Annotated in this window: 20 protein-coding genes; 12 read left to right on the forward strand and 8 right to left on the reverse strand. The window is 67.0% G+C overall.

Annotated elements, in window-relative coordinates; translation table 11 throughout:
• Positions 1-139 precede the first annotated feature (139 nt).
• Entirely contained in the window at positions 140-949 is an 810-nt protein-coding gene (locus ACVWWN_RS11055) for a DUF3027 domain-containing protein (RefSeq protein WP_457143930.1), read from the forward strand.
• Here the strand turns inward: ACVWWN_RS11055 and ACVWWN_RS11060 are convergent.
• Together ACVWWN_RS11060 and ACVWWN_RS11065 are read right to left on the reverse strand one after the other, a co-directional pair.
• Complete coding sequence (locus ACVWWN_RS11060) at positions 946-1,398, reverse strand: SRPBCC family protein (RefSeq protein WP_457149083.1); 453 nt, start codon at positions 1,396-1,398, stop codon at positions 946-948. The two genes, ACVWWN_RS11055 and ACVWWN_RS11060, sit on opposite strands and share 4 nt — an antisense overlap.
• 25 nt (positions 1,399-1,423) lie before the next feature.
• Positions 1,424-1,681, reverse strand: a complete 258-nt coding sequence (locus ACVWWN_RS11065; RefSeq protein WP_457143931.1) for a DUF2530 domain-containing protein — start codon at positions 1,679-1,681, stop codon at positions 1,424-1,426.
• A 59-nt stretch (positions 1,682-1,740) separates the two neighbouring features.
• Here ACVWWN_RS11065 and ACVWWN_RS11070 point away from each other — a divergent pair, with 59 nt between their 5' ends.
• From ACVWWN_RS11070 to ACVWWN_RS11085, 4 genes are all read left to right on the forward strand, one after another.
• Positions 1,741-2,172 (forward strand): Rv0880 family HTH-type transcriptional regulator, encoded by a 432-nt coding sequence (locus ACVWWN_RS11070; protein WP_457143932.1) that lies wholly within the window; start codon positions 1,741-1,743, stop codon positions 2,170-2,172.
• Complete coding sequence (locus tag ACVWWN_RS11075; protein ID WP_457143933.1) at positions 2,169-2,993, forward strand: TrmH family RNA methyltransferase; 825 nt, start codon at positions 2,169-2,171, stop codon at positions 2,991-2,993. The genes ACVWWN_RS11070 and ACVWWN_RS11075 overlap by 4 nt, the downstream gene beginning before the upstream one ends.
• A 308-nt stretch (positions 2,994-3,301) precedes the next feature.
• The gene (locus ACVWWN_RS11080) at positions 3,302-3,448 is read left to right on the forward strand and encodes a hypothetical protein (RefSeq protein WP_457143934.1); all 147 of its coding nucleotides are present in this window, start codon (positions 3,302-3,304) and stop codon (positions 3,446-3,448) included.
• On the forward strand, positions 3,445-3,717 hold the full coding sequence (locus ACVWWN_RS11085; RefSeq protein ID WP_457143935.1) for a DUF2537 domain-containing protein: 273 nt from the start codon (positions 3,445-3,447) through the stop codon (positions 3,715-3,717). Before ACVWWN_RS11080 ends, ACVWWN_RS11085 begins: the two co-directional genes overlap by 4 nt.
• Before the next feature lie 66 nt (positions 3,718-3,783).
• Here ACVWWN_RS11085 and sepH read toward each other — a convergent pair whose 3' ends face one another.
• Both sepH and serC read right to left on the reverse strand, forming a co-directional pair.
• A complete protein-coding gene (gene sepH / locus ACVWWN_RS11090) occupies positions 3,784-4,593 on the reverse strand; it encodes a septation protein SepH (RefSeq protein WP_457143936.1) in 810 nt (269 codons plus the stop codon).
• A gap of 89 nt (positions 4,594-4,682) precedes the next feature.
• Positions 4,683-5,795 (reverse strand): phosphoserine transaminase, encoded by a 1,113-nt coding sequence (serC, locus tag ACVWWN_RS11095; RefSeq protein ID WP_457143937.1) that lies wholly within the window; start codon positions 5,793-5,795, stop codon positions 4,683-4,685.
• A gap of 213 nt (positions 5,796-6,008) precedes the next feature.
• On the opposite strand from serC, the gene ACVWWN_RS11100 reads away from it, so the two are divergent.
• The 4 genes from ACVWWN_RS11100 (at position 6,009) to ACVWWN_RS11115 (ending at position 12,201) form a co-directional block, all read left to right on the forward strand.
• A complete protein-coding gene (locus tag ACVWWN_RS11100) occupies positions 6,009-6,434 on the forward strand; it encodes a CAP domain-containing protein (RefSeq protein WP_457149084.1) in 426 nt (141 codons plus the stop codon).
• 199 nt (positions 6,435-6,633) lie between these two features.
• Entirely contained in the window at positions 6,634-7,650 is a 1,017-nt protein-coding gene (locus ACVWWN_RS11105) for an AurF N-oxygenase family protein (protein WP_457143938.1), read from the forward strand.
• A gap of 7 nt (positions 7,651-7,657) precedes the next feature.
• Positions 7,658-9,340, forward strand: a complete 1,683-nt coding sequence (locus ACVWWN_RS11110) for an FAD-dependent oxidoreductase (protein WP_457143939.1) — start codon at positions 7,658-7,660, stop codon at positions 9,338-9,340.
• Between the two features lie 59 nt (positions 9,341-9,399).
• A complete protein-coding gene (locus ACVWWN_RS11115) occupies positions 9,400-12,201 on the forward strand; it encodes a family 1 glycosylhydrolase (protein ID WP_457143940.1) in 2,802 nt (933 codons plus the stop codon).
• A 10-nt stretch (positions 12,202-12,211) separates the two neighbouring features.
• Here the strand turns inward: ACVWWN_RS11115 and ACVWWN_RS11120 are convergent, their stop codons facing one another.
• From ACVWWN_RS11120 to ACVWWN_RS11135, 4 genes are all read right to left on the reverse strand, one after another.
• Positions 12,212-12,664: a VOC family protein gene (locus tag ACVWWN_RS11120; RefSeq protein ID WP_457143941.1), complete on the reverse strand. Its 453-nt coding sequence runs from the start codon at positions 12,662-12,664 to the stop codon at positions 12,212-12,214.
• Between the two features lie 269 nt (positions 12,665-12,933).
• Complete coding sequence (locus ACVWWN_RS11125; RefSeq protein WP_457143942.1) at positions 12,934-13,551, reverse strand: maleylpyruvate isomerase family mycothiol-dependent enzyme; 618 nt, start codon at positions 13,549-13,551, stop codon at positions 12,934-12,936.
• A gap of 7 nt (positions 13,552-13,558) precedes the next feature.
• Positions 13,559-14,677, reverse strand: a complete 1,119-nt coding sequence (locus ACVWWN_RS11130) for a citrate synthase 2 (protein WP_457143943.1) — start codon at positions 14,675-14,677, stop codon at positions 13,559-13,561.
• 77 nt (positions 14,678-14,754) lie between these two features.
• Complete coding sequence (locus ACVWWN_RS11135; RefSeq protein ID WP_457149085.1) at positions 14,755-16,221, reverse strand: catalase; 1,467 nt, start codon at positions 16,219-16,221, stop codon at positions 14,755-14,757.
• 299 nt (positions 16,222-16,520) lie between these two features.
• Here ACVWWN_RS11135 and ACVWWN_RS11140 point away from each other — a divergent pair, with 299 nt between their 5' ends.
• From ACVWWN_RS11140 to pdxH, 3 genes are all read left to right on the forward strand, one after another.
• Positions 16,521-16,682 (forward strand): hypothetical protein, encoded by a 162-nt coding sequence (locus tag ACVWWN_RS11140; RefSeq protein ID WP_457143944.1) that lies wholly within the window; start codon positions 16,521-16,523, stop codon positions 16,680-16,682.
• A gap of 48 nt (positions 16,683-16,730) precedes the next feature.
• Positions 16,731-17,369 carry an HD domain-containing protein gene (locus ACVWWN_RS11145; protein WP_457143945.1) on the forward strand — a complete coding sequence of 213 codons (639 nt, stop codon included), beginning with the start codon at positions 16,731-16,733 and terminating at the stop codon, positions 17,367-17,369.
• Positions 17,370-17,431: 62 nt separating this feature from the next.
• Positions 17,432-18,061 carry a pyridoxamine 5'-phosphate oxidase gene (gene pdxH / locus ACVWWN_RS11150; RefSeq protein ID WP_457149086.1) on the forward strand — a complete coding sequence of 210 codons (630 nt, stop codon included), beginning with the start codon at positions 17,432-17,434 and terminating at the stop codon, positions 18,059-18,061.
• The last annotated feature ends 4 nt before the right edge of the window (positions 18,062-18,065 follow it).

Raw genomic sequence — 18,065 nt, forward strand, 5'->3', positions numbered from 1 at the left:
GAGGGTCACGCCGACCCGCCGGGTCCCGGGGGTCACGCCGCGATCCGGTCACACACAGATTCTCTCCCATCGCGGTCGTTGCGGCGTGCAGGCGACCGGTGTGGCTACACGTTCGTGCTTTGAGGCAGTATTGATGCTGATGGACAGCGTGACCGAATCTGCTGAGCAAGGCGCCACGGGCGCCTTCGAGAACACCGACGTAGCCTCGGTGGACCTCGAGACGGTGCTGATCGGCGCCGTTGATGACGCGCGCGCCGCGATCATCGAGTACAGCGGCGAGAACACGGTCGGCGAATACCTGGGTGCCGGTTTCGAGGATCCGACGGCGGCCACACACCGATTCCTGGCCGATATGCCCGGTTATCGCGGCTGGCAGTGGGCGGTGGTGGTGGCGGCGTGCCCCGGGGCGACGCGCGTCACCATCAGCGAGGTGGTGCTCGTTCCGGGACCGACGGCGTTGCTGGCGCCGAAGTGGGTGCCTTGGGAGGAGCGGATCCGCCCAGGCGACCTGAGTCCCGGCGACCTGCTCTCCCCGCCCAACGACGACCCCCGCCTGGTGCCCGGCTATCTCGACAGCGGTGATCCCGAGGTCGACGAAGTCGCCGCCGAGATCGGGTTCGGTCGCCGCCAGGTGCTCAGCCAGTGGGGCCGCATCGAGGCCGCGCAGCGCTGGCACGACGGTGACTACGGGCCGGATTCGGCGATGGCCCGGTCCACCCGCCGGGTGTGCCGGGACTGCGGCTTCTACATCCGGCTGTCCGGAGCGCTCGGCTCGATGTTCGGCGTGTGCGGCAACGGTCTGGCCGCCGACGGCCACGTCGTTGATGCGGAGTACGGCTGTGGCGCGCATTCGGACACCCCTGCGCCGCCGGGCACCGGCTCGCCGCTGTTCGATCCGTACGACGACGGCGTGCTCGACGTCGCCGAACCACCGCATCAGACCGGCTAGCTTTCGGCCGCCGCCTTGAGCCGGGACAGCGACTCGTTCATGCCCTCGACGAGTTCCTGCTCGAAGCTCGGCACCCCGCCGAACATCGCGTTGACCGCGACGTTGGAAATCGGTTTGACGCCGTTCTCGGCGTGGCGGCTCTCCACCACCCGCGTGCCGGCATCGGTCGGCTCCAGTTCATAGCTCCAGATCGTGCCGTTCAGGTTCACCTGGAATGCGACCTTCTTCTCGGGGATGATCTCGGTGACCGTGCACGTGGTCGCCCATAAGGCGTATTTGCGGCGGTTCACATTGATGGTCCTGGTGCCCTGGCGCAGGGGGCCGAGCGGTTTCATCAAGCGGCACTGCGGGCTCCATTGCGGCATGCGGTTCAGGTCGGAGATCAGGGACCACACTTTCGAGACCGGCGCATCGATGTCGATCTGTGCTTGCAGCAACGGCGCGGCCATTGCCTCCTCCTTCGCCTGGGTCGAATCAGCTGAGTCCGCTTTGCGCTCCGCGGGATCCACGGCGCACGGCCTGACGCTGCCACAGAAAGATGGACGTTCCGAGGGCGCCGACGCCGAGGCCCGCGACGGTGAACGGCCGCCACTCGTGCAGGCCGGGAACCGTGAACGCGAGGATCACGGCGACGAGCCAACCGGCGGTGATCACCGCGATCACCGGCCACGGTGCGAGCAGGCCGGCGGGCAGGGCGGGCGGCTGCGGTCCGGCGGGCGGTTCCGCGGTCATCGGCCCAACGTAGCCGATAACTGCGATTTCCCGGAGACCTGCTAGGTATTGTTTGCTTTGTGAAAGACATCGACGCCCGGCTGGCGAGTGACCTGTCGCTGGCAGTGGTCCGTCTGGCCCGCCAATTGCGGTTTCGGCGGGCCGAATCGCCGGTTTCGCTGTCGCAGTTGTCGGCATTGTCGACGCTTGCCAAGGAGGGCGCGATGACACCGGGCGCGTTAGCCATGCGCGAGCGGGTCCGGCCGCCATCGATGACGCGTGTCATCGCCTCGCTCGCAGAGTTGGGCTTCGTCGCCCGCACCGCCCACCCCGGCGACGGCCGTCAGGTGCTGGTATCCGTTTCGCCGGCGGGGGTCGAGCTGATCGAGGCCGAACGCCGGGCCAGCCAGGAGTGGCTCAAGGCGCGACTGGAACGCCTCGACTCGGAGCAGCGCAGAATCTTGCTGGCGGCTGCCGACCTGATGACCGCCATAGTTGACGAAAGCACGTGAGCCTCAACGTCATCGACGTCGTCGATCCCACTGACGCGCGCCTCGACGACTTCCGCGACCTCAACAGCGTGGACCGCAGGCCGGATCTGCCCAGCGGCAAGGGTCTGGTGATCGCCGAGGGTGTGCTGGTGGTGCAGCGGATGCTGATGTCCCGGTTTCGTCCCCGGGCATTGTTGGGCACCGACCGGCGACTCGGCGAACTCGCCGCCGACCTCGATGATCCGGCCCTTGCCGCGCCCTACTACCGCGCGAGCGCCGAGGTGATGGCCGAGGTGGTCGGATTCCACCTCAACCGCGGAGTGCTGGCGTCGGCGTCGCGTCCCGCAGAACTCACCGTGGCCCAGGTTCTCGACGGTGCCCGCACCGTCGCTGTGCTCGAGGGAGTCAACGACCACGAGAATCTGGGCTCGATCTTCCGCAACGCGGCAGGGTTGGGCGTCGACGCGGTGGTCTTCGGCAATGGCTGTGCCGACCCGCTGTACCGGCGGGCGGTCCGGGTGTCGATGGGACACGCGCTGCTGGTGCCCTATGCGTGGACGACAGCCTGGCCTCACGACCTTGAGATGCTGCGGGACAAGGGCTTTCGGCTGCTGGCCATGACGCCCGATCCGGCTGCGCAAAGCCTGGCCGGCGCGATGGCCGACCTGGCAGACGAGCGGGTAGCCGTCCTCGTCGGCGCAGAGGGGCCCGGCCTCAAGGAGCACACCATGCGGGCCAGTGACACGCGGGTCCGGATTCCCATGTCGCGCGGCACCGACTCACTCAACGTTGCGACCGCCGCCGCCCTTGCGTTCTACGAGCGGGCCAGATTGAGCCACTGACAGAGGAGTGCGCCCTAGAGTTGGTGATCCGAGCAGGCGGCCGAGATCGTGCTGTGTACCGGCCACACGGCGCGACAGAATGGGCAGTTCGCCGCCGAGGTGACGTGCCTGCAGGCTGCCACGCAGTTCGGTGCACGCAGTTGCGCGGACCGGCTACACGAACTGCACAGCATCGTCGAAGGACCGCGTCGAGATTGCGGCCCCGTTCGCCAAGGCGCTGCGGGACGACGATAGCGACGGGTTGTCCACAGCGTCGGCGGATTTCGAGGAGATCGGTGAGTTGCTGGGCACCGTGGACGCCACCGCGCATGCTGCTATCGTCCGCCGCGCGCACCGTCGAGGGCCACATCTACCGGGCGATGGCCAAGACCGGCACCAACTCCGGCGAGGAGTTGACGGCGCTGCTGCCATGGCGCGGGCGGGACCACGACCGAACGGCTAGATTGGCGCCGTGACCGACGACTCCAGTCCTTGGGCGACGGGTCTGACGGTGGCCGCGTTCGTCGCCGCGGTGACCGCAGCCGCCGTCGTCGTGCTGAGCATGGGTTTGAACCGCGTTCATCCCCTGCTTGCGGTGGGGCTCAACCTGGTCGCCGTCGGTGGGCTGGCGCCGACGGTGTGGGGGTGGCGAAAGCTGCCGGTGTGGCGGTGGTTCGTGCTCGGCGCCGGCGTCGGGGTGGCGGGCGCGTGGCTCGCGCTGTTGGCGCTGGCCCTCGGCGGATAACTCAGCGGCTGTTGTCTGCTCTTCGCGCAAGCGCTCATCGCTGTTGTCTGCTCTTCGCGCAAGCGCTCATCGCTGCCCACTTGAGCGCACGCCCAGCAACACGTCCTCCCACGCCGGAACGGCCGGCTTGCCCTTGCGGGCTGGGCGGCGCGGTGCCGGTGTGGGTTCCGGTTCGAGTTCGAGCACGGGCTCGGGCTCGGGTGCGGGCTCGGGTGCGGCCGCCGCCTGCTCGCGTTCCGGCCGCTCGAATTCGAGCTGGGGAACCGGCGCCACGGGACGCAGCGGCCGGGCGAAGTTGGGATCGATCAGCTCGCTGGCGCCGTCGTCCACCGCGCTGACGGTGCCGCCGTGCGCGCCGGGTGTGAACCGGAAGTGCGCCGTCAGGTCCGACCTGCCGGCCTTCCACGCCAACTGCACCGTCCAGCGGCCGTCCTCGTTGCGCCAGGCGTCCCATGTGGTGGCTTCGGGGTCGAGGCCGCGGGCGACGAACGCCGTCGTCGTCGTCTCCAGCAAGGTCAGCACGGCGGGCCCGTCGCTGAGTACCGGGTGTGCGGCCGTTGCCAGCTCGGCCGCGCGCGCACGCTCCAACAGCACCGGGTGGGCAAACCTTTCGACCCGCGCGATGCTCTCACCCGCGGCGGTGGCGACCTCCTCGACTGAGGCGCCTGCCCGGATCTTGGCCTGAATCTCCTTGGGACGCAGCACGGTTTGAACCTCGACATCGGGTTGGGGTGGAGTCGAACCGGCCCTGTCGCCGCGCAGCGCGGCCCGCAGCCGGTCATCAGGGCGCAGAATGAACTTCTCGCCGGAGCCGTCGGCTTCGCAGATGATTCGTTTGCCGTCGACGTCCAGTCCAACGACTTTGAGTTCCCGCATGCCGACCTCCTCCGGGCGAGACGACTTGCCCGATGAGCTGGACCCTACTGCGTTATCTCCTCGTAACCTGGCAGACACGCCCGGGCAGGTCAGAGCCGTTCGACCACCCAATCGACGCACTGGGTCAGCGCGCTGACGTCGTCGGGATCGACGGCCGGGAACATCCCGACCCGAAGCTGGTTGCGGCCGAGTTTGCGGTACGGCTCGGTGTCGACGATTCCGTTGGCCCGCAGCGTCTTGGCGACGGCGGCGGCATCGATCTCGTCGGCGAAGTCCACGGTGCCGACCACCTGCGAGCGCAACTCCGGATCGCCGACGAACGCGGTGGCGAACTTCGACGCCTCCGCCCACGAGTACAACCGCTGCGAGGAATCGGCCGTTCGCTTCACTGCCCAGTCCAGCCCGCCGTTACCGAGCAACCAATCGATCTGTTCGGCGAGCAGGATGAGCGTGCCGATCGCCGGGGTGTTGTACGTCTGGTTCTTGACGCTGTTCTCGACCGCGATCGGCAGCGACAGGAAGTCGGGCACCCAGCGTCCGGCGCCGGCGATCGCTTCGATACGCGCCAATGCGCTCGGGGACAGCAGCGCGATCCACAGGCCGCCGTCACCGGAGAAGTTTTTCTGCGGCGCGAAGTAGTAGGCGTCCGCATCCGTGATGTCGACGGGCAGACCGCCGGCCGCCGAGGTGGCGTCGATCACGATCAGTGCGTCGCCGGACCCTTCGGGACGCTCTACGGGCACCGCGACGCCGGTTGAGGTCTCGTTGTGCGCCCAGGCGATCAGGTCGACCGAGGGGTCGGACTGCGGCTTCGGGGCACTGCCGGCCTCGGCCTTGACGATGACGGGATCTCCGACGAATGGGTTCTTGGCGACCGAGGATGCGAACTTCGAGCTGAACTCGCCGTAGGTGAGGTGCAGCGAGCGCTTGTCGATCAGGCCGAAGGCCGCGGCGTCCCAGAACGCCGTCGAACCGCCGTTGCCGAGGATCACCTCGTAGCCGTCCGGTAGCGAGAACAGCTCGCGTAAGCCGTCGCGGACGCGGCCCACCAGGTTCTTGACCGGCGCCTGCCGGTGTGAGGTGCCGAAGAGCTCGCCCGCGGCCGCCAGCGCCTGCAGTTGTTCGGGCCGTACCTTGGACGGTCCGCACCCGAAGCGTCCGTCGCGGGGCTTGAGATCGGTCGGGATTGTGAGGTCGGCCATGCGGTCAAGAGTAGTGACCGGACTCAGGCGCTTTCTGGGGGGATGGTGGCGCGGAAAGACCGGAGAAGTGGCTAAATACCCGATACAGCCACGCGGCCGTGTCCATACTGTGATCTGTCGGGGACTGAGCCCATGGGGGCGCGTGTGATCAGTCGCGGGAAAATCTCGACGCTTCTACCGTTCTGCGCAGCGGCGATAACGGCTTTGGCTGTGATGCTCACCGCGGTTCCAGCCCAGGCCGACGCCGGGGACGAGGGTGGCGCGCTGCTGGACCAGATCAACGCCACGCGCGCGGCGAACGGCTGTGGCCCCGTTGCGCCCAATCCGCAGTTGACTGTGTCCGCAGTGCGGCAGGCCAACGACATGCTCGAGCGCGGAGTGCAGGGCCACACCGGTTCGGACGGCTCCTCCGTCGCACAGCGCGTCACGGACGCCGGCTACGCGCCGTACGCCGACCTCGGCGAGATCATTTTCTGGGCCAATGGCCCCGGCGGTACCCCGGCTGCCGCGGTCGCCTGGTGGATGAACAGCCCGGGCCACCGCGCGGTCATCACTGACTGCGAATTGACGGATGCGGGGTTCTCGGTGGTGAGCAACGGTATGAAGATGACCGCGGCGGGGGATTTCGGAAAGAAGTAGACGAGCCGACAGCGCGTTAGCCGCCTGGTCTACCCGGCTATTTGTCTGCAAGTTGACTGGTGAGTGTGGCCTGGATCACGCTGCCGGTTGCCAGGGCGGCGCACCGCATCGGCCGAAATGGGTCTGTTCAATAGGCGATACCTGCGGTACCGTTGCTGGACATTGAGCGGCTGAATGTAAACCTCAGGGGAGGCTTCGAATGGCTCGTACCAAGATGGTCAGGCGCTGGCGCCGCAACATGGAGGTCCGCGACGACGCCGAGTACGTAGACATGCTCACCACACTGTCCGAGGGGTCGGTGCGTCGCAACTTCAATCCGTACAAGGACATCGACTGGGACTCGCCCGAGTTCGCCGTGATCCCGAACGACACTCGCTGGGTCCTGCCTGCCACGGATCCGCTGGGCGGCCACCCTTGGTACCGGGCGCAGCCGGTCGAACGGCAGATCGAGATCGGCATGTGGCGCCAGGCCAACGTCGCGAAGGTCGGTCTGCACTTCGAGTCGATTCTGATCCGTGGCCTGATGGAGTACTCCTTCTGGACGCCGAACGGCTCACCGGAGTACCGGTACTGCCTGCACGAGGCGGTCGAAGAGTGCAACCACACCATGATGTTCCAGGAGATGGTGAACCACATCGGCGCCGACGTACCCGGTATGCCCCGGGTGCTGAAGTGGGTCCAGCCATTGATCCCGTTGGTGGCCGGGCCGCTGCCGATCCCGTTCTGGTTCGGCATCCTCGCCGGCGAAGAGCCCATCGACCACACGCAGAAGAACGTCTTGCGCGAGGGCAAGTCGCTGCATCCGATCATGGAGCGGGTGATGGCGATCCACGTGGCCGAGGAAGCCCGCCACATCTCCTTCGCCCACGAGTACCTGCGCAAGCGGGTCCCCCATTTGCCGCGGCGCAAGCGGTTCTGGCTGTCGATATACGTGCCGCTCATCATGCGGGTTCTGTGCTCGGCGATCGTCGTGCCACCGAGGGCGTTCTGGAAGGAATTCGACATCCCGCGGTCGGTGCGCAAGGAGCTGTTCTTCGGGTCGCCGGAGTCACGGCAGTTCCTGCGTGACATGTTCGGTGACGTCCGGATGCTGTGCGCGGACACGGGACTGATCAACCCGGTCGCCAAGCTCGTCTGGCGGATCTGCAAGATGGACGGCCGGCCGAGCCGCTATCGCAGCGAACCGGCTCGCCAGCACGTGGTTCACGCCGCGTAAGGCAACGATGCCCCACGTCATCACTCAATCGTGTTGCAGCGACGGGTCCTGCGTCTACGCCTGCCCGGTGAACTGCATCCACCCGTCACCGGACGAGCCCGGGTTCGCCACCGCGGAGATGCTGTACATCGATCCGGTCGCCTGCGTCGACTGCGGCGCCTGCGTCAGCGCCTGCCCGGTCGGGGCCATCGCGCCCGACACCCGGCTGAAGCCCACGCAGCTTCCGTTCATCGAGTTGAACGCGGCGTTCTATCCGAAGCGCGAGAGCAAGCTGCCGCCGACGTCCAGGCTGGCGCCGGTGCTCGACGCACCCGTTGTCCAGAAGCGCCCGAGCGGTCCGCTCAGCGTCGCGATTGTGGGGTCCGGGCCCGCGGCGATGTATGCCGCCGACGAATTGCTCACCCAGCGCGGCGTGCGGGTCAACGTCTTCGAACGACTGCCGACCCCGTACGGACTGGTGCGGGCCGGGGTGGCGCCCGACCATCAGAGCACCAAGCGGGTCACGACGCTGTTCGACAAGGTGAGCCGGCAGCCGGGATTCACGTTCTACCTCAATGTCGAGGTGGGAGCGGATATCACTCACGACGAACTGCTGGAGCACCACCACGCGGTGCTCTATGCGGTGGGCGCGCCCAATGACCGACGGCTCGACATCGAGGGCATGGGCCTGCCGGGAACCGGCACCGCAACCGAGATGGTTGCCTGGATCAACGGGCATCCCGAATTCACCGGCTTACCTGTCGACTTGAGTCACGAGCGGGTCGTGATCGTCGGCAACGGCAACGTTGCCCTCGACGTGGCACGGATTCTGACCGCCGACCTCGATGCGCTCGCAGGTACCGACATAGCTGATCATGCGCTGACGGCACTGCGCGAATCACGCGTCGCCGAGGTGGTGATCGCCGCCCGCCGCGGCCCCGCGCAGTCAGCGTTCACGCTGCCCGAGCTCATCGGCCTGACGTCGACATGCGATGTGGTGCTGGAGACCGCCGACCACGAGTTGGTGTCGCGGGACCTGGCCGATGAAGAGTCGGATCCGTTGACCCGCAGCAAACTGGAGGTTTTGAGCAGGCTTCCCGACGCCTCGGCGCCCGCCACCCGTCCACGGATCCGGCTGGCGTACCGGCTCACTCCCGAGCAGATCGTCGGCGACCCGCGAGCCGACGCCGTCGAGTTCACGGTGACCGGAACCGGCCAGGTGCGCCGACTCCCCGCTGGATTGGTGCTGACGTCAATTGGTTACCGCGGCAAGCCGATTCGGGACCTGCCGTTCGACGATAAGGCAGCCGTGGTGCCCAACGGTGGCGGCCGTGTCGTCGACCCCTCGACCGGTCAGCCGGTGCGCGGTAGCTATGTCGCCGGCTGGATCAAGCGCGGGCCGACGGGATTCATCGGCACCAACAAGTCGTGTGCCGCCGAGACCGTGCACAACCTCGTCGCGGACTACAACGAAGGGCGCCTGCCCGATCCGCGGCGCAGGCCGGCCGCGCTGGACAAATTCGTTCGCGGCAGGCAACCCGGCGTCGTCGACGCCGCGGGCTGGAAGGCCATCAACGCGGCGGAGATCGCCCGCGCCGGCGGCCAACGGCCCCGCGACAAGTTCACCGCGATAGGAGACATGGTTGCCGCGGCAGCCAATGCGCCTGCCCGCACGGTGCGAGGACGTCTGCTGGCCGGTCTGCACCGTTAGCCGGGCCGCTTTTCCGCAAAGCGGCCCGGTCGCCGAGGCGTGCGGCGTATGCACAGTGCATGAATTCTGCCGCGTGCGTCGGTCGGGTCGGGGGTTTGGCGGTGGCGCTGGGGGTCGGCGCCGCGGTGGTCACCGGGTCGGGATCCGCGCTGGCCTGGGGGGATACGCCGGACGCGCTCGATGCCGCGTCCGCGGAGTCGTCGACGAGCACGCAGTCGTCCACCGGCGCTGAAACCGCGGGGAAGGCTACGCCGCCTGCGGCGACGGAGCAGCAGGCGGACGAGGAGTCGAAACCGGACGCCGACCCCGCGTCGACGTCGACCGGGTCGACGACCTCGAAAGCTTCCCCAGGCGTGGTGGTGAGCACGGGCGGCGCCCACACCGGCACCACGATTTCCGGCGTCGAGCAGGTTTCAGAGGAGGCCGAGGAGGAGACGGCACCAACGCCCAGCGTCACCCCGCCCGGCCCGGATGAACCCGAAGCCCAGCGCGAAACCATCACACAACCCGAGACCGCGGCGCAGCCCGCGATCGCGGCGCAGCCCGAGTCCGGCAAGCCGGCCCACCTCGCGACAAACGTCACCGACACGCCGGAGCCGACCGGTACGGTCGACGCCGTCCAGCTCACCGTCAACGCCCCCGACGACACCGCCGCACGAGCGGCGCGGGAGAACGCTACCGAGCCGGATGGTTCGGTAAATGCCGTTATCACACAGACCTTCTCGTCGGCGATGACCATGCGCCAAGCCGCGGTGACGACAAGTTCGCCGCCCCCGGCCGTGCCGTCTCTGAGGCTGTGGCCGACCGCGTTCGATCCGATCACCGCCGTCACCTACGTCACCGGCCTTGTTTCGAGCATCGTCAACGCGGTGCTGAGCCCGTTCGCCGCGAGTGCGCCGGCATGGCCCGTCGATCCGACCCCCTGGGCGCTGCTGGCCTGGGTCCGTCGCGAATTCTTCAACTCCTCGCCGGTCATCCACTACAACCCGGTGCAGAACACCCAAGGCCTGAACCTGGACGGCGACCCGGTGATCACAGGAAACATCGGCGCCGCCGATCCCGACGGGGACCCGTTGACCTACACCGCCATCGGGCGACCACACGACGGTGGGGCCGTCGAAATCGACCAAGACGGCAACTTCACCTATCGGCCGATGAACGCGATGGCGGCGGCGGGAGGAACGGATCAGTTCACCGTGGTCGTCAGCGACGAGGCCGCGGGTTTACACGTCCACGGCCCATTGGGACTGCTGAAATTTGTGCCGATCCTCGGTGATTTCATCAACCCTGGCGGCGGTGATGCGGTGGCCACGACCATTACCGTCACGGCCAAGCCGGTCGCGGGCATCGACCTGTCGTTTCCCGATCACTTCCGCTGGGGCGTCGCGCACGCGGGGTTCCAGGCCGAGGGCGGCCCCGGCTCACCCGTCGACCCCAACTCCGACTGGTACAAGTGGGTACACGACCCGCTCAATCAGTTCCTCGGAATCACCCACGGTGTCCCGGAGAACGGGCCCGGCACCTATACCCAGTACGAAGGCGACGCCGAACTCGCCAACCAAAAGCTCGGCATGAACACGTTCCGGATGAGCATCGAGTGGAGCCGTATCTTTCCCAACTCCACTGCCGGGCTTGATATTTCGGATGAGGGGGGCGGCGTCAGCCTCGCCGATCTGCAGGCGCTCGACGCGCTGGCCAACAAGGCCGAGGTGGACCATTACCGCGAGGTGTTCGACGCATTGCGGGCCAACCACCTCGAGCCGCTGATCACCGTCAACCACTTCACGTTGCCGGCATGGTTGCACGACCCGATCGCGACACGGCCGCTGATCCAGCTCGGCCTGCCCGCAACGGCCGACGGGTGGCTCTCGCCGGGCACGCCCGCGGAGTTCGAGAAGTACGCCGCCTACGTCGCGTGGAAGTACGGGAACCAGGTCGACAACTGGACCGTGCTCAACGAACCGTTCCCGCCGGTACTCACCGAGTTCCTCGCCATACCGGGTCTCGTGCCCAACTGGCCGCCTGGTGTCATCCGGCCAGACCTCGCCTCGACATTCCTGGTCAACGAGGCCAAAGGCTACGTAGCTGCCTTCGATGAGATCCACACGTGGGATGACAAGGTCGCCACCCCCGGGCAGCCCGCCGCCTTCGTGGGGTTCGCCAACAACATGATTCCGGCCCGACCGGCCAATCCGGTCAGCCCACTCGACACGCAAGCGGCCGACGCGTGGAACAGCTACTACAACCACTGGTTCCCCAACGCGGTGATCGACGGCTGGGTGGACGCCAACTTCGACGGCGTCAAGACCGCCGACCAAATCCATCCCGAGTTCATGGACAAGGCAGACTTCCTCGGCGTGCAGTATTGCGGCTCGCAACCGATGCAGGGCATCGGTTTCGCGCCGATCCCCGGCTTCCCGTTCCTGCGCGGCCTGCCGGTACGGTGCGCCGCCACGTCGCCGACGTGCAGCGACTTCAATCAGCCCATCGACCCCGGTGGCTTCCGGGAGGTCCTGGAGACCGCGGCATCCTACGGAAAGCCGTTGTGGGTCACCGAGAACGGTATCGCCGACGCCGGTGACGCCAAGCGACCGTCCTACATCGTGAACCACATCGCCGTCGTGCAGGACCTGGTCGCCCATAACGTGGACATCCGCGGGTACACGTACTGGTCGTTCGTCGACAACTTCGAGTGGGCGAACGGATACGACCTTCAGTTCGGCCTGTACGGATCCGATCCGACGACGCCCGAACTCGAGCGCACACCGAAGCCGGCCAGCATCGAGGCGATCAACCAGATCACGACCTCGAACTCGTTGCCGCTGAGTCTGTTAGCGCTCTACCTACCGGGCGTCGTCTAGGTCGATCGCGCTACCCGCCCTGCTTCATGGCCTGCTGGATTTCGTCCATGCTGACCTCGCGCACCGGCTGACCCAGCGACCACTGATGTCCGAACGGGTCCTGCACGACGCCGTAGCGGTCACCCCAGAACTGGTCCTCCAGTGGGGCGATGACCGTCGCGCCTGCGTCGAGCGCCTTCTGGAACTTGGTGTCCACATCGGTGACCGTGAGGTGGATCGTCACCGGGGTGCCGCCGAGTGACGTCGGTGTCATCGACTTGCCGCCCGACATCTCGGGGAAGTCGTCGTTGAGCATGACCGTGAAGCCGTTGATGTTCAGTGCGGCGTGAATCAGTTTCCCGTCGGGTCCGGGAATCCGGCCGTGCTCGACGGCGTCGAAAGCCTTGACGTAGAAGTCGATGGCTGCGGCCGCATCATCGACGACGAGGTGGGGGACTACGGCGGGCTGGACTTCGATTGCCATGGGATCTCCTCGGTTGGGTAAATCGGTGCGCTCATACAGACCCTGCGCCGCGACCTTACTCATCGGGGCCGACACGTTTCGTTTATTCACTGTTTGGGTGGAACCGGCCCGGTAACCCGACGACGACGGAAACATGTTGGCCGTACGGAGAAAGTGTGAAACCCGCGAGATGCGCGGTAACGGCGGCCGCTGGTGCTCCGGGCACGGGCCGGTGGTGAGTTCCTACGCCGCCGGGATCGCCCGGCAACGACAACAACCGACGAGCCGGGTCATACGACAGAGAACGACGAAGGAAGTCGGCCGCGGCCGGTCAACGCGAGAAGCATTTCCTCGCCGCGGCCGGTCTCGACGGCCAGTTGGGTGGCCAAGTGCAGCGCGTCTGCGAGCACATCGCTCGGAAGGGTGAACGGAACACCAACGGCCCCGGCGATATCCAGGCCGTGGACCGCCAACTCGAACGTGCGGGTGGGTAAGTAGGTACGGAGCCGAATGCCCAGTCCGCCGATCACCCGGATCAGGGGGTCGCCTGCGGTGGCGAGCTGGCCGAGCACTCGCTGCAGCAGCGCGTCGACCGCCGCGGCCGGGGTGGCACCGAGATCTCTGCCCGCCTGCCGTCCGCGCTCGACCACCCCGGATGGATCGAGCCCGAGGGCCGAGGGGTTCACCCGGACGTAGTACTCCTGCGGGGTGGCGATGTCCTGGCTCTCGGCGCTGGACTCGAGGTAGGTGCTCACCGTGACAAGGGAGCGCGACGCGTGACCGACCAGCGAGCGCAGGTCCCACTCACCCAGACCTGGCCCGTCCCAGGAGTCCGCCGGGATGGCGCGCACCAGCGCCGCGAAACTGCGCCCCGCCGAGGCGAACGTGGTAACCGGATCGGAAGACATGCGCCGGTCAGAATTTGGCGATCTGGTCCCAGCCCTCGACCGACTGGGGACTGCGCGGGTCGGGACCGACATAGATGGCGGACGGACGGACGAGCTTGCCCAGTCGCTTCTGCTCGAGAATGTGCGCACACCAGCCCGCGGTGCGGCCGCAGGTGAACATGGCCGGCATCATCTTGGTCGGAACCTGGGCGAAGTCCAGGATGACGGCGGCCCAGAACTCGACGTTGGTTTCGATCGCCCGGTCCGGACGTCGCTCGCGCAACTCGGCCAGGGCGGCCTGCTCCAGCGCCGCGGCCACCTCGTAACGCGGGGCCTCCAGTCGCTTGGCGGTGGCCCGCAGCACCCGCGCCCGGGGATCCTCGGCGCGGTACACCCGGTGACCGAAGCCCATCAGCTTCTCGTTGCGGTCGAGGATGCCCCTCACCACCGCGCGCGCGTCGCCGGTCTTCTCGGCTTCCTCGATCATCGGGATCACCCGCGCCGGGGCCCCGCCGTGCAATGGGCCGCTCATCGCGCCGATCGCCCCCGACAACGCGGCCGCCACGTCGGCGCCGGTCGACGCGATCACCCGCGCGGTGAACGTCGATGCGTTCATGCCGTGCTCGGCGGCGGTCACCCAATAGGCGTCGATCGCCTCGACGTGCCGGGGATCGGGATCGCCCTGCCAGCGCGTCATGAATCGCGATGTGACGGTGGTACACCCGTCGATCTGACGTTGCGGAACGGCGGGTCGATAGATGCCCCGCGCGGACTGTGCGACGTACGACAGCGCCATCACCGACGCGCGCGCCAGCTGATCCCGGGCCGTCGCATCGTCGATGTCGAGGAGCGGCGGGTACCCCCAGATCGGGGCGAGCATCGCGAGGCCCGCTTGCACGTCCACCCGGACGTCGCCGCTGTGGATCGGCAGCGGAAACGGCTCGGCGGGCGGTAGTCCGTGGCCGAACCTGCCGTCGACCAGGAGACCCCACACGTCGCCGAAGGTCACCCGCTGGTTGACCAGGTCCTCGATGTCGACGCCCCGGTACCGCAGCGCGCCCCCGTCCTTGTCCGGCTCGGCGATCTCGGTCTCGAACGCCACCACGCCCGCCAACCCGGGAGCGAAATCCTTCGGTACCGCAGTCATGGGCCGATTCTCGCACCCGAGATCTCGCCGCTTACTACCGGCCGGTAACAGGTCGGCGGGCACCCATGGCGGGCGCGTCAGACGGGAACCGTGTCGACCTGCCGACCTTCCAGCGCGTCGACGGCAGCCGCCACACCGGCGCCGTACGCCGGATCCGCTTTGGTGCAGTGGCCGATCCAGCGCTGCTGGATCTCGGCGGGAACGCCAAACATCGCCCTGGCGGTGTTGTCGAAGAGCCGCTGCTGCGCGTCGGGTGTCATCAGCCGGAACAGGTTGCCGGGCTGGGTGTAGTAGTCGGCGTCGTCCTCGCGGAAGTTCCAGTTGTAGGCATAGACATCGCCGACAGCGCCGAGCGGTTCCCCGGGGGTCTGGTAGGCGGGCTGTTCCTGCCACTCGCCGTAGCTGTTCGGTTCATACGGCAGCGTGGCGCCGTAGTTTCCGTCGACCCGCATCGCGCCGTCGCGGTGGTAGGCGTGGATGGGGCAGCGTGGCGCGTTGACCGGGATCTGGTGGTGGTTGATGCCCAGCCGGTAGTTCTGGGCGTCGTTGTAGGAGAACAGCCGTCCCTGCAGCATCTTGTCCGGCGAAAAGCCGATTCCTGGAACGATTCTCGCGGGGGAGAAGGCGGACTGCTCGACTTCGGCGAAGTAGTTGTCCGGATTACGGTTCAGTTCCCATTCGCCGACCTCGATCAACGGATAGTCGCCATGTGGCCAGACCTTGGTCAGATCGAACGGATGGTAGGGCACCGTCGCCGCGTCGGCCTCGGGCATGATCTGCACGCACAGTTTCCACTTGGGGAACTCGCCGCGCTCGATCGCTTCGAACAGGTCCCGCTGGTTGCTCTCGCGGTCCTTTCCGATCACGGCTTCGGCCTCGGCGTCGGTCAGGAAATCGATGTTCTGTTGGCAGACGTGGTGGAACTTCACCCAGTGCCGCACGCCGTCGGCGTTGATGAAGCTGTAGGTGTGCGAACCGAACCCGTGCATGTTGCGGAACGACTTCGGAATGCCCCGGTCACTCATCGTGATGGTGACCTGATGCAAGGACTCCGGCAGCAGGCTCCACCAGTCCCAGTTGTTGCGCGGATTGTTCAGGTTGGTCCGGGGGTCGCGCTTGACGACGTGGTTGAGGTCGGTGAACTTCAGCGGGTCACGCATGAAGAACGTCGGGGTGTTGTTGCCGACCAGATCCCAGTTACCTTCCTCGGTGTAGAACTTCACCGCGAAGCCGCGGATGTCGCGGACCGCCTCGGCCGCGCCGCGTTCACCCGCCACCGAGGAGAACCGGACGAACAGATCGGTCTTCTTGCCGACCTCGGAAAAGATCTTCGCGCGGGTGTACTGGGTGATGTCGTTGGTGACCGTGAAGGTTCCGTAGGCGCCGGAGCCCTTGGCGTGCATCCGCCGTTCGGGGATCACTTCGCGATCGAAGTGAGCCAGCTTCTCCAGGAACCAGACGTCCTGCAGCAACATCGGGCCACGCGGGCCCGCGGTGATCACGTTGTTGTTGTCGACCACGGGCGCACCCGCAACCGTCGTCAGTTTGCCGTTCGGAGCGTCGGCGTGGCCGTGCCCGTTCGGCTGCCCGTTCGTGTTTCCCTCCACTGGCGATCCCTTTCTGGTCTGTCCCGGCTGCTCAGCGTCTTTAACGCCGCGGATCCCGTGAAGTAAGTCACTGTCGGGCGATCAGTTCGGTGCCCGGCTCCGGCGGCCGTAGCGCGAGCGACGGGCAGCCCGCACGGCCCCGGGCAATGACCGGTGGAAATCACAGGTGTGGACCAGGGGGCCGGCGGAGCAATGTCACCGCAAGCCGGTGCGCCCGCCCCAGTCGAGGAGCTGACATGAGCGAGCAACGACCGCCCCTTCCGACCGCTCCCGAACGGCGATCGGCTGTCAAGAGATCATCGAGTGGTTGGCACTCGGAACGCCTCGGGGTCGCCGTCACCGACCTGCCGATCAGCGAGTTGCAGCGGCGGGTGATGGTCTGCGGATCGCTCCCGTGAAAAGACACTGAGACAACGAGTTCCCTATCCAGAGCGAAGGTGAAGACCATGAGCAGATTAGCTGCCGGCGTGACCATCCCGGGCAGCCAGCTCTCACGTGAAGTCGAGGACCTGGTTCGCGACGCCGCGACGGATCTGCTGTTCCACCACTCCCAGCGCGTCTACCTGTGGGGTTCGCTGCAGGGGCGGCGGCTCGGCATGGTTGCCGACCACGAACTGCTGTACGTCGGCGCGATGTGCCACGATCTCGGCCTCACCGAGAAGTACCGCAGTACCGACCAACGGTTCGAACTCAACGGCGCCGACGCGGCCCGGGGATTCCTGTTGAGCCACGGCTATTCCGAATCCGAAGCACGCAACGTCTGGCTGTCCATCGCACTGCACACGACGCCGGGCGTGCCGTATCGCATGGAGCCCGAGATCGCGCTCGTCACCGCCGGCTTGGAGACCGACGTGCTCGGGTTGGCGCTCGATGCGCTGACGGTCGACGAGATTGCGGAGGTCATCGCCGCACATCCCCGGCAGAATTTCAAGGCCGATATCCTCGCGGCGTTCAACGACGGTATGAAGGACCGGCCGGACACCACCTTCGGCACCATGAACGACGACGTTCTCGCCTGCTTCGATCCGATGTTCCAGCGGCAGGATTTCGTGCGGATCATCAGGGCGAATCCGCTGCCGGATTGAGCCCCGTCGCGAGGCGTAGCGTGTGCCGGGTGACCGATCCAGACCACGAGCGTTTGGCCGCGATGAGGGTCGAGTACGGATCGGCGGAAAAGGACGGCAGCCCTGACCTGGACGCGAACTGGCTCGCCGACGGTTGGGTCGCACTGTTGCGGGCGTGGCTGGCGGACGCCGAACGGGCCGGTGTCGCCGAACCCAACGCCATGGTCGTCGGCACGGTCGACCCCGCGGGAAGGCCGGCAACCCGGACCGTGTTGTGCAAGAACGTGGACGAATCCGGCATCATCTTCTACACCAATTACGAGTCCGCCAAGGGTGCGGACCTGACCGCTGTTCCGTATGCCTCGGCGACGTTTCCGTGGTTTCGGCTCGGGCGCCAGGTCCACGTGCGCGGGCCGGTGACGAAGGTGCCCCACGAACAGACGGCGGACTACTGGTCCAAGCGCCCACGCGGTTCACAGCTCGGGGCGTGGGCGTCGCATCAGTCGAAGCCGATTGCGTCGCGTGCGGCGCTGCTGGAACAGTTGGCTGAGGTGAGACAACAATTCGCCGACCGCGACGAGGTTCCGGTGCCGCAGAACTGGGGTGGGTACCTGATCGCGCCAGAGGTCGTCGAATTCTGGCAGGGTCGGGAGAACAGATTGCACAACAGGATTCGCGTCACCGAGGGCCGCATCGAGCGGCTGCAGCCCTAGAAGG

The organism is Mycobacterium sp. URHB0021 (assembly GCF_054057895.1).

Bases quoted from the DNA above. Each gene is read 5' to 3' on its own strand.
- ACVWWN_RS11065 (WP_457143931.1), bottom strand. From the start codon at position 1,681: ATGACCGCGGAACCGCCCGCCGGACCGCAGCCGCCCGCCCTGCCCGCC.
- ACVWWN_RS11055 (WP_457143930.1), top strand. From the start codon at position 140: ATGGACAGCGTGACCGAATCTGCTGAGCAAGGCGCCACGGGCGCCTTC.
- ACVWWN_RS11105 (WP_457143938.1), top strand. From the start codon at position 6,634: ATGGCTCGTACCAAGATGGTCAGGCGCTGGCGCCGCAACATGGAGGTC.
- ACVWWN_RS11130 (WP_457143943.1), bottom strand. From the start codon at position 14,677: ATGACTGCGGTACCGAAGGATTTCGCTCCCGGGTTGGCGGGCGTGGTG.
- pdxH (WP_457149086.1), top strand. From the start codon at position 17,432: ATGAGGGTCGAGTACGGATCGGCGGAAAAGGACGGCAGCCCTGACCTG.
- ACVWWN_RS11125 (WP_457143942.1), bottom strand. From the start codon at position 13,551: ATGTCTTCCGATCCGGTTACCACGTTCGCCTCGGCGGGGCGCAGTTTC.
- ACVWWN_RS11140 (WP_457143944.1), top strand. From the start codon at position 16,521: ATGAGCGAGCAACGACCGCCCCTTCCGACCGCTCCCGAACGGCGATCG.
- ACVWWN_RS11080 (WP_457143934.1), top strand. From the start codon at position 3,302: ATGCTGCTATCGTCCGCCGCGCGCACCGTCGAGGGCCACATCTACCGG.
- serC (WP_457143937.1), bottom strand. From the start codon at position 5,795: ATGGCCGACCTCACAATCCCGACCGATCTCAAGCCCCGCGACGGACGC.
- ACVWWN_RS11115 (WP_457143940.1), top strand. From the start codon at position 9,400: ATGAATTCTGCCGCGTGCGTCGGTCGGGTCGGGGGTTTGGCGGTGGCG.
- ACVWWN_RS11110 (WP_457143939.1), top strand. From the start codon at position 7,658: ATGCCCCACGTCATCACTCAATCGTGTTGCAGCGACGGGTCCTGCGTC.
- sepH (WP_457143936.1), bottom strand. From the start codon at position 4,593: ATGCGGGAACTCAAAGTCGTTGGACTGGACGTCGACGGCAAACGAATC.
- ACVWWN_RS11060 (WP_457149083.1), bottom strand. From the start codon at position 1,398: ATGGCCGCGCCGTTGCTGCAAGCACAGATCGACATCGATGCGCCGGTC.
- ACVWWN_RS11120 (WP_457143941.1), bottom strand. From the start codon at position 12,664: ATGGCAATCGAAGTCCAGCCCGCCGTAGTCCCCCACCTCGTCGTCGAT.
- ACVWWN_RS11100 (WP_457149084.1), top strand. From the start codon at position 6,009: ATGCTCACCGCGGTTCCAGCCCAGGCCGACGCCGGGGACGAGGGTGGC.
- ACVWWN_RS11145 (WP_457143945.1), top strand. From the start codon at position 16,731: ATGAGCAGATTAGCTGCCGGCGTGACCATCCCGGGCAGCCAGCTCTCA.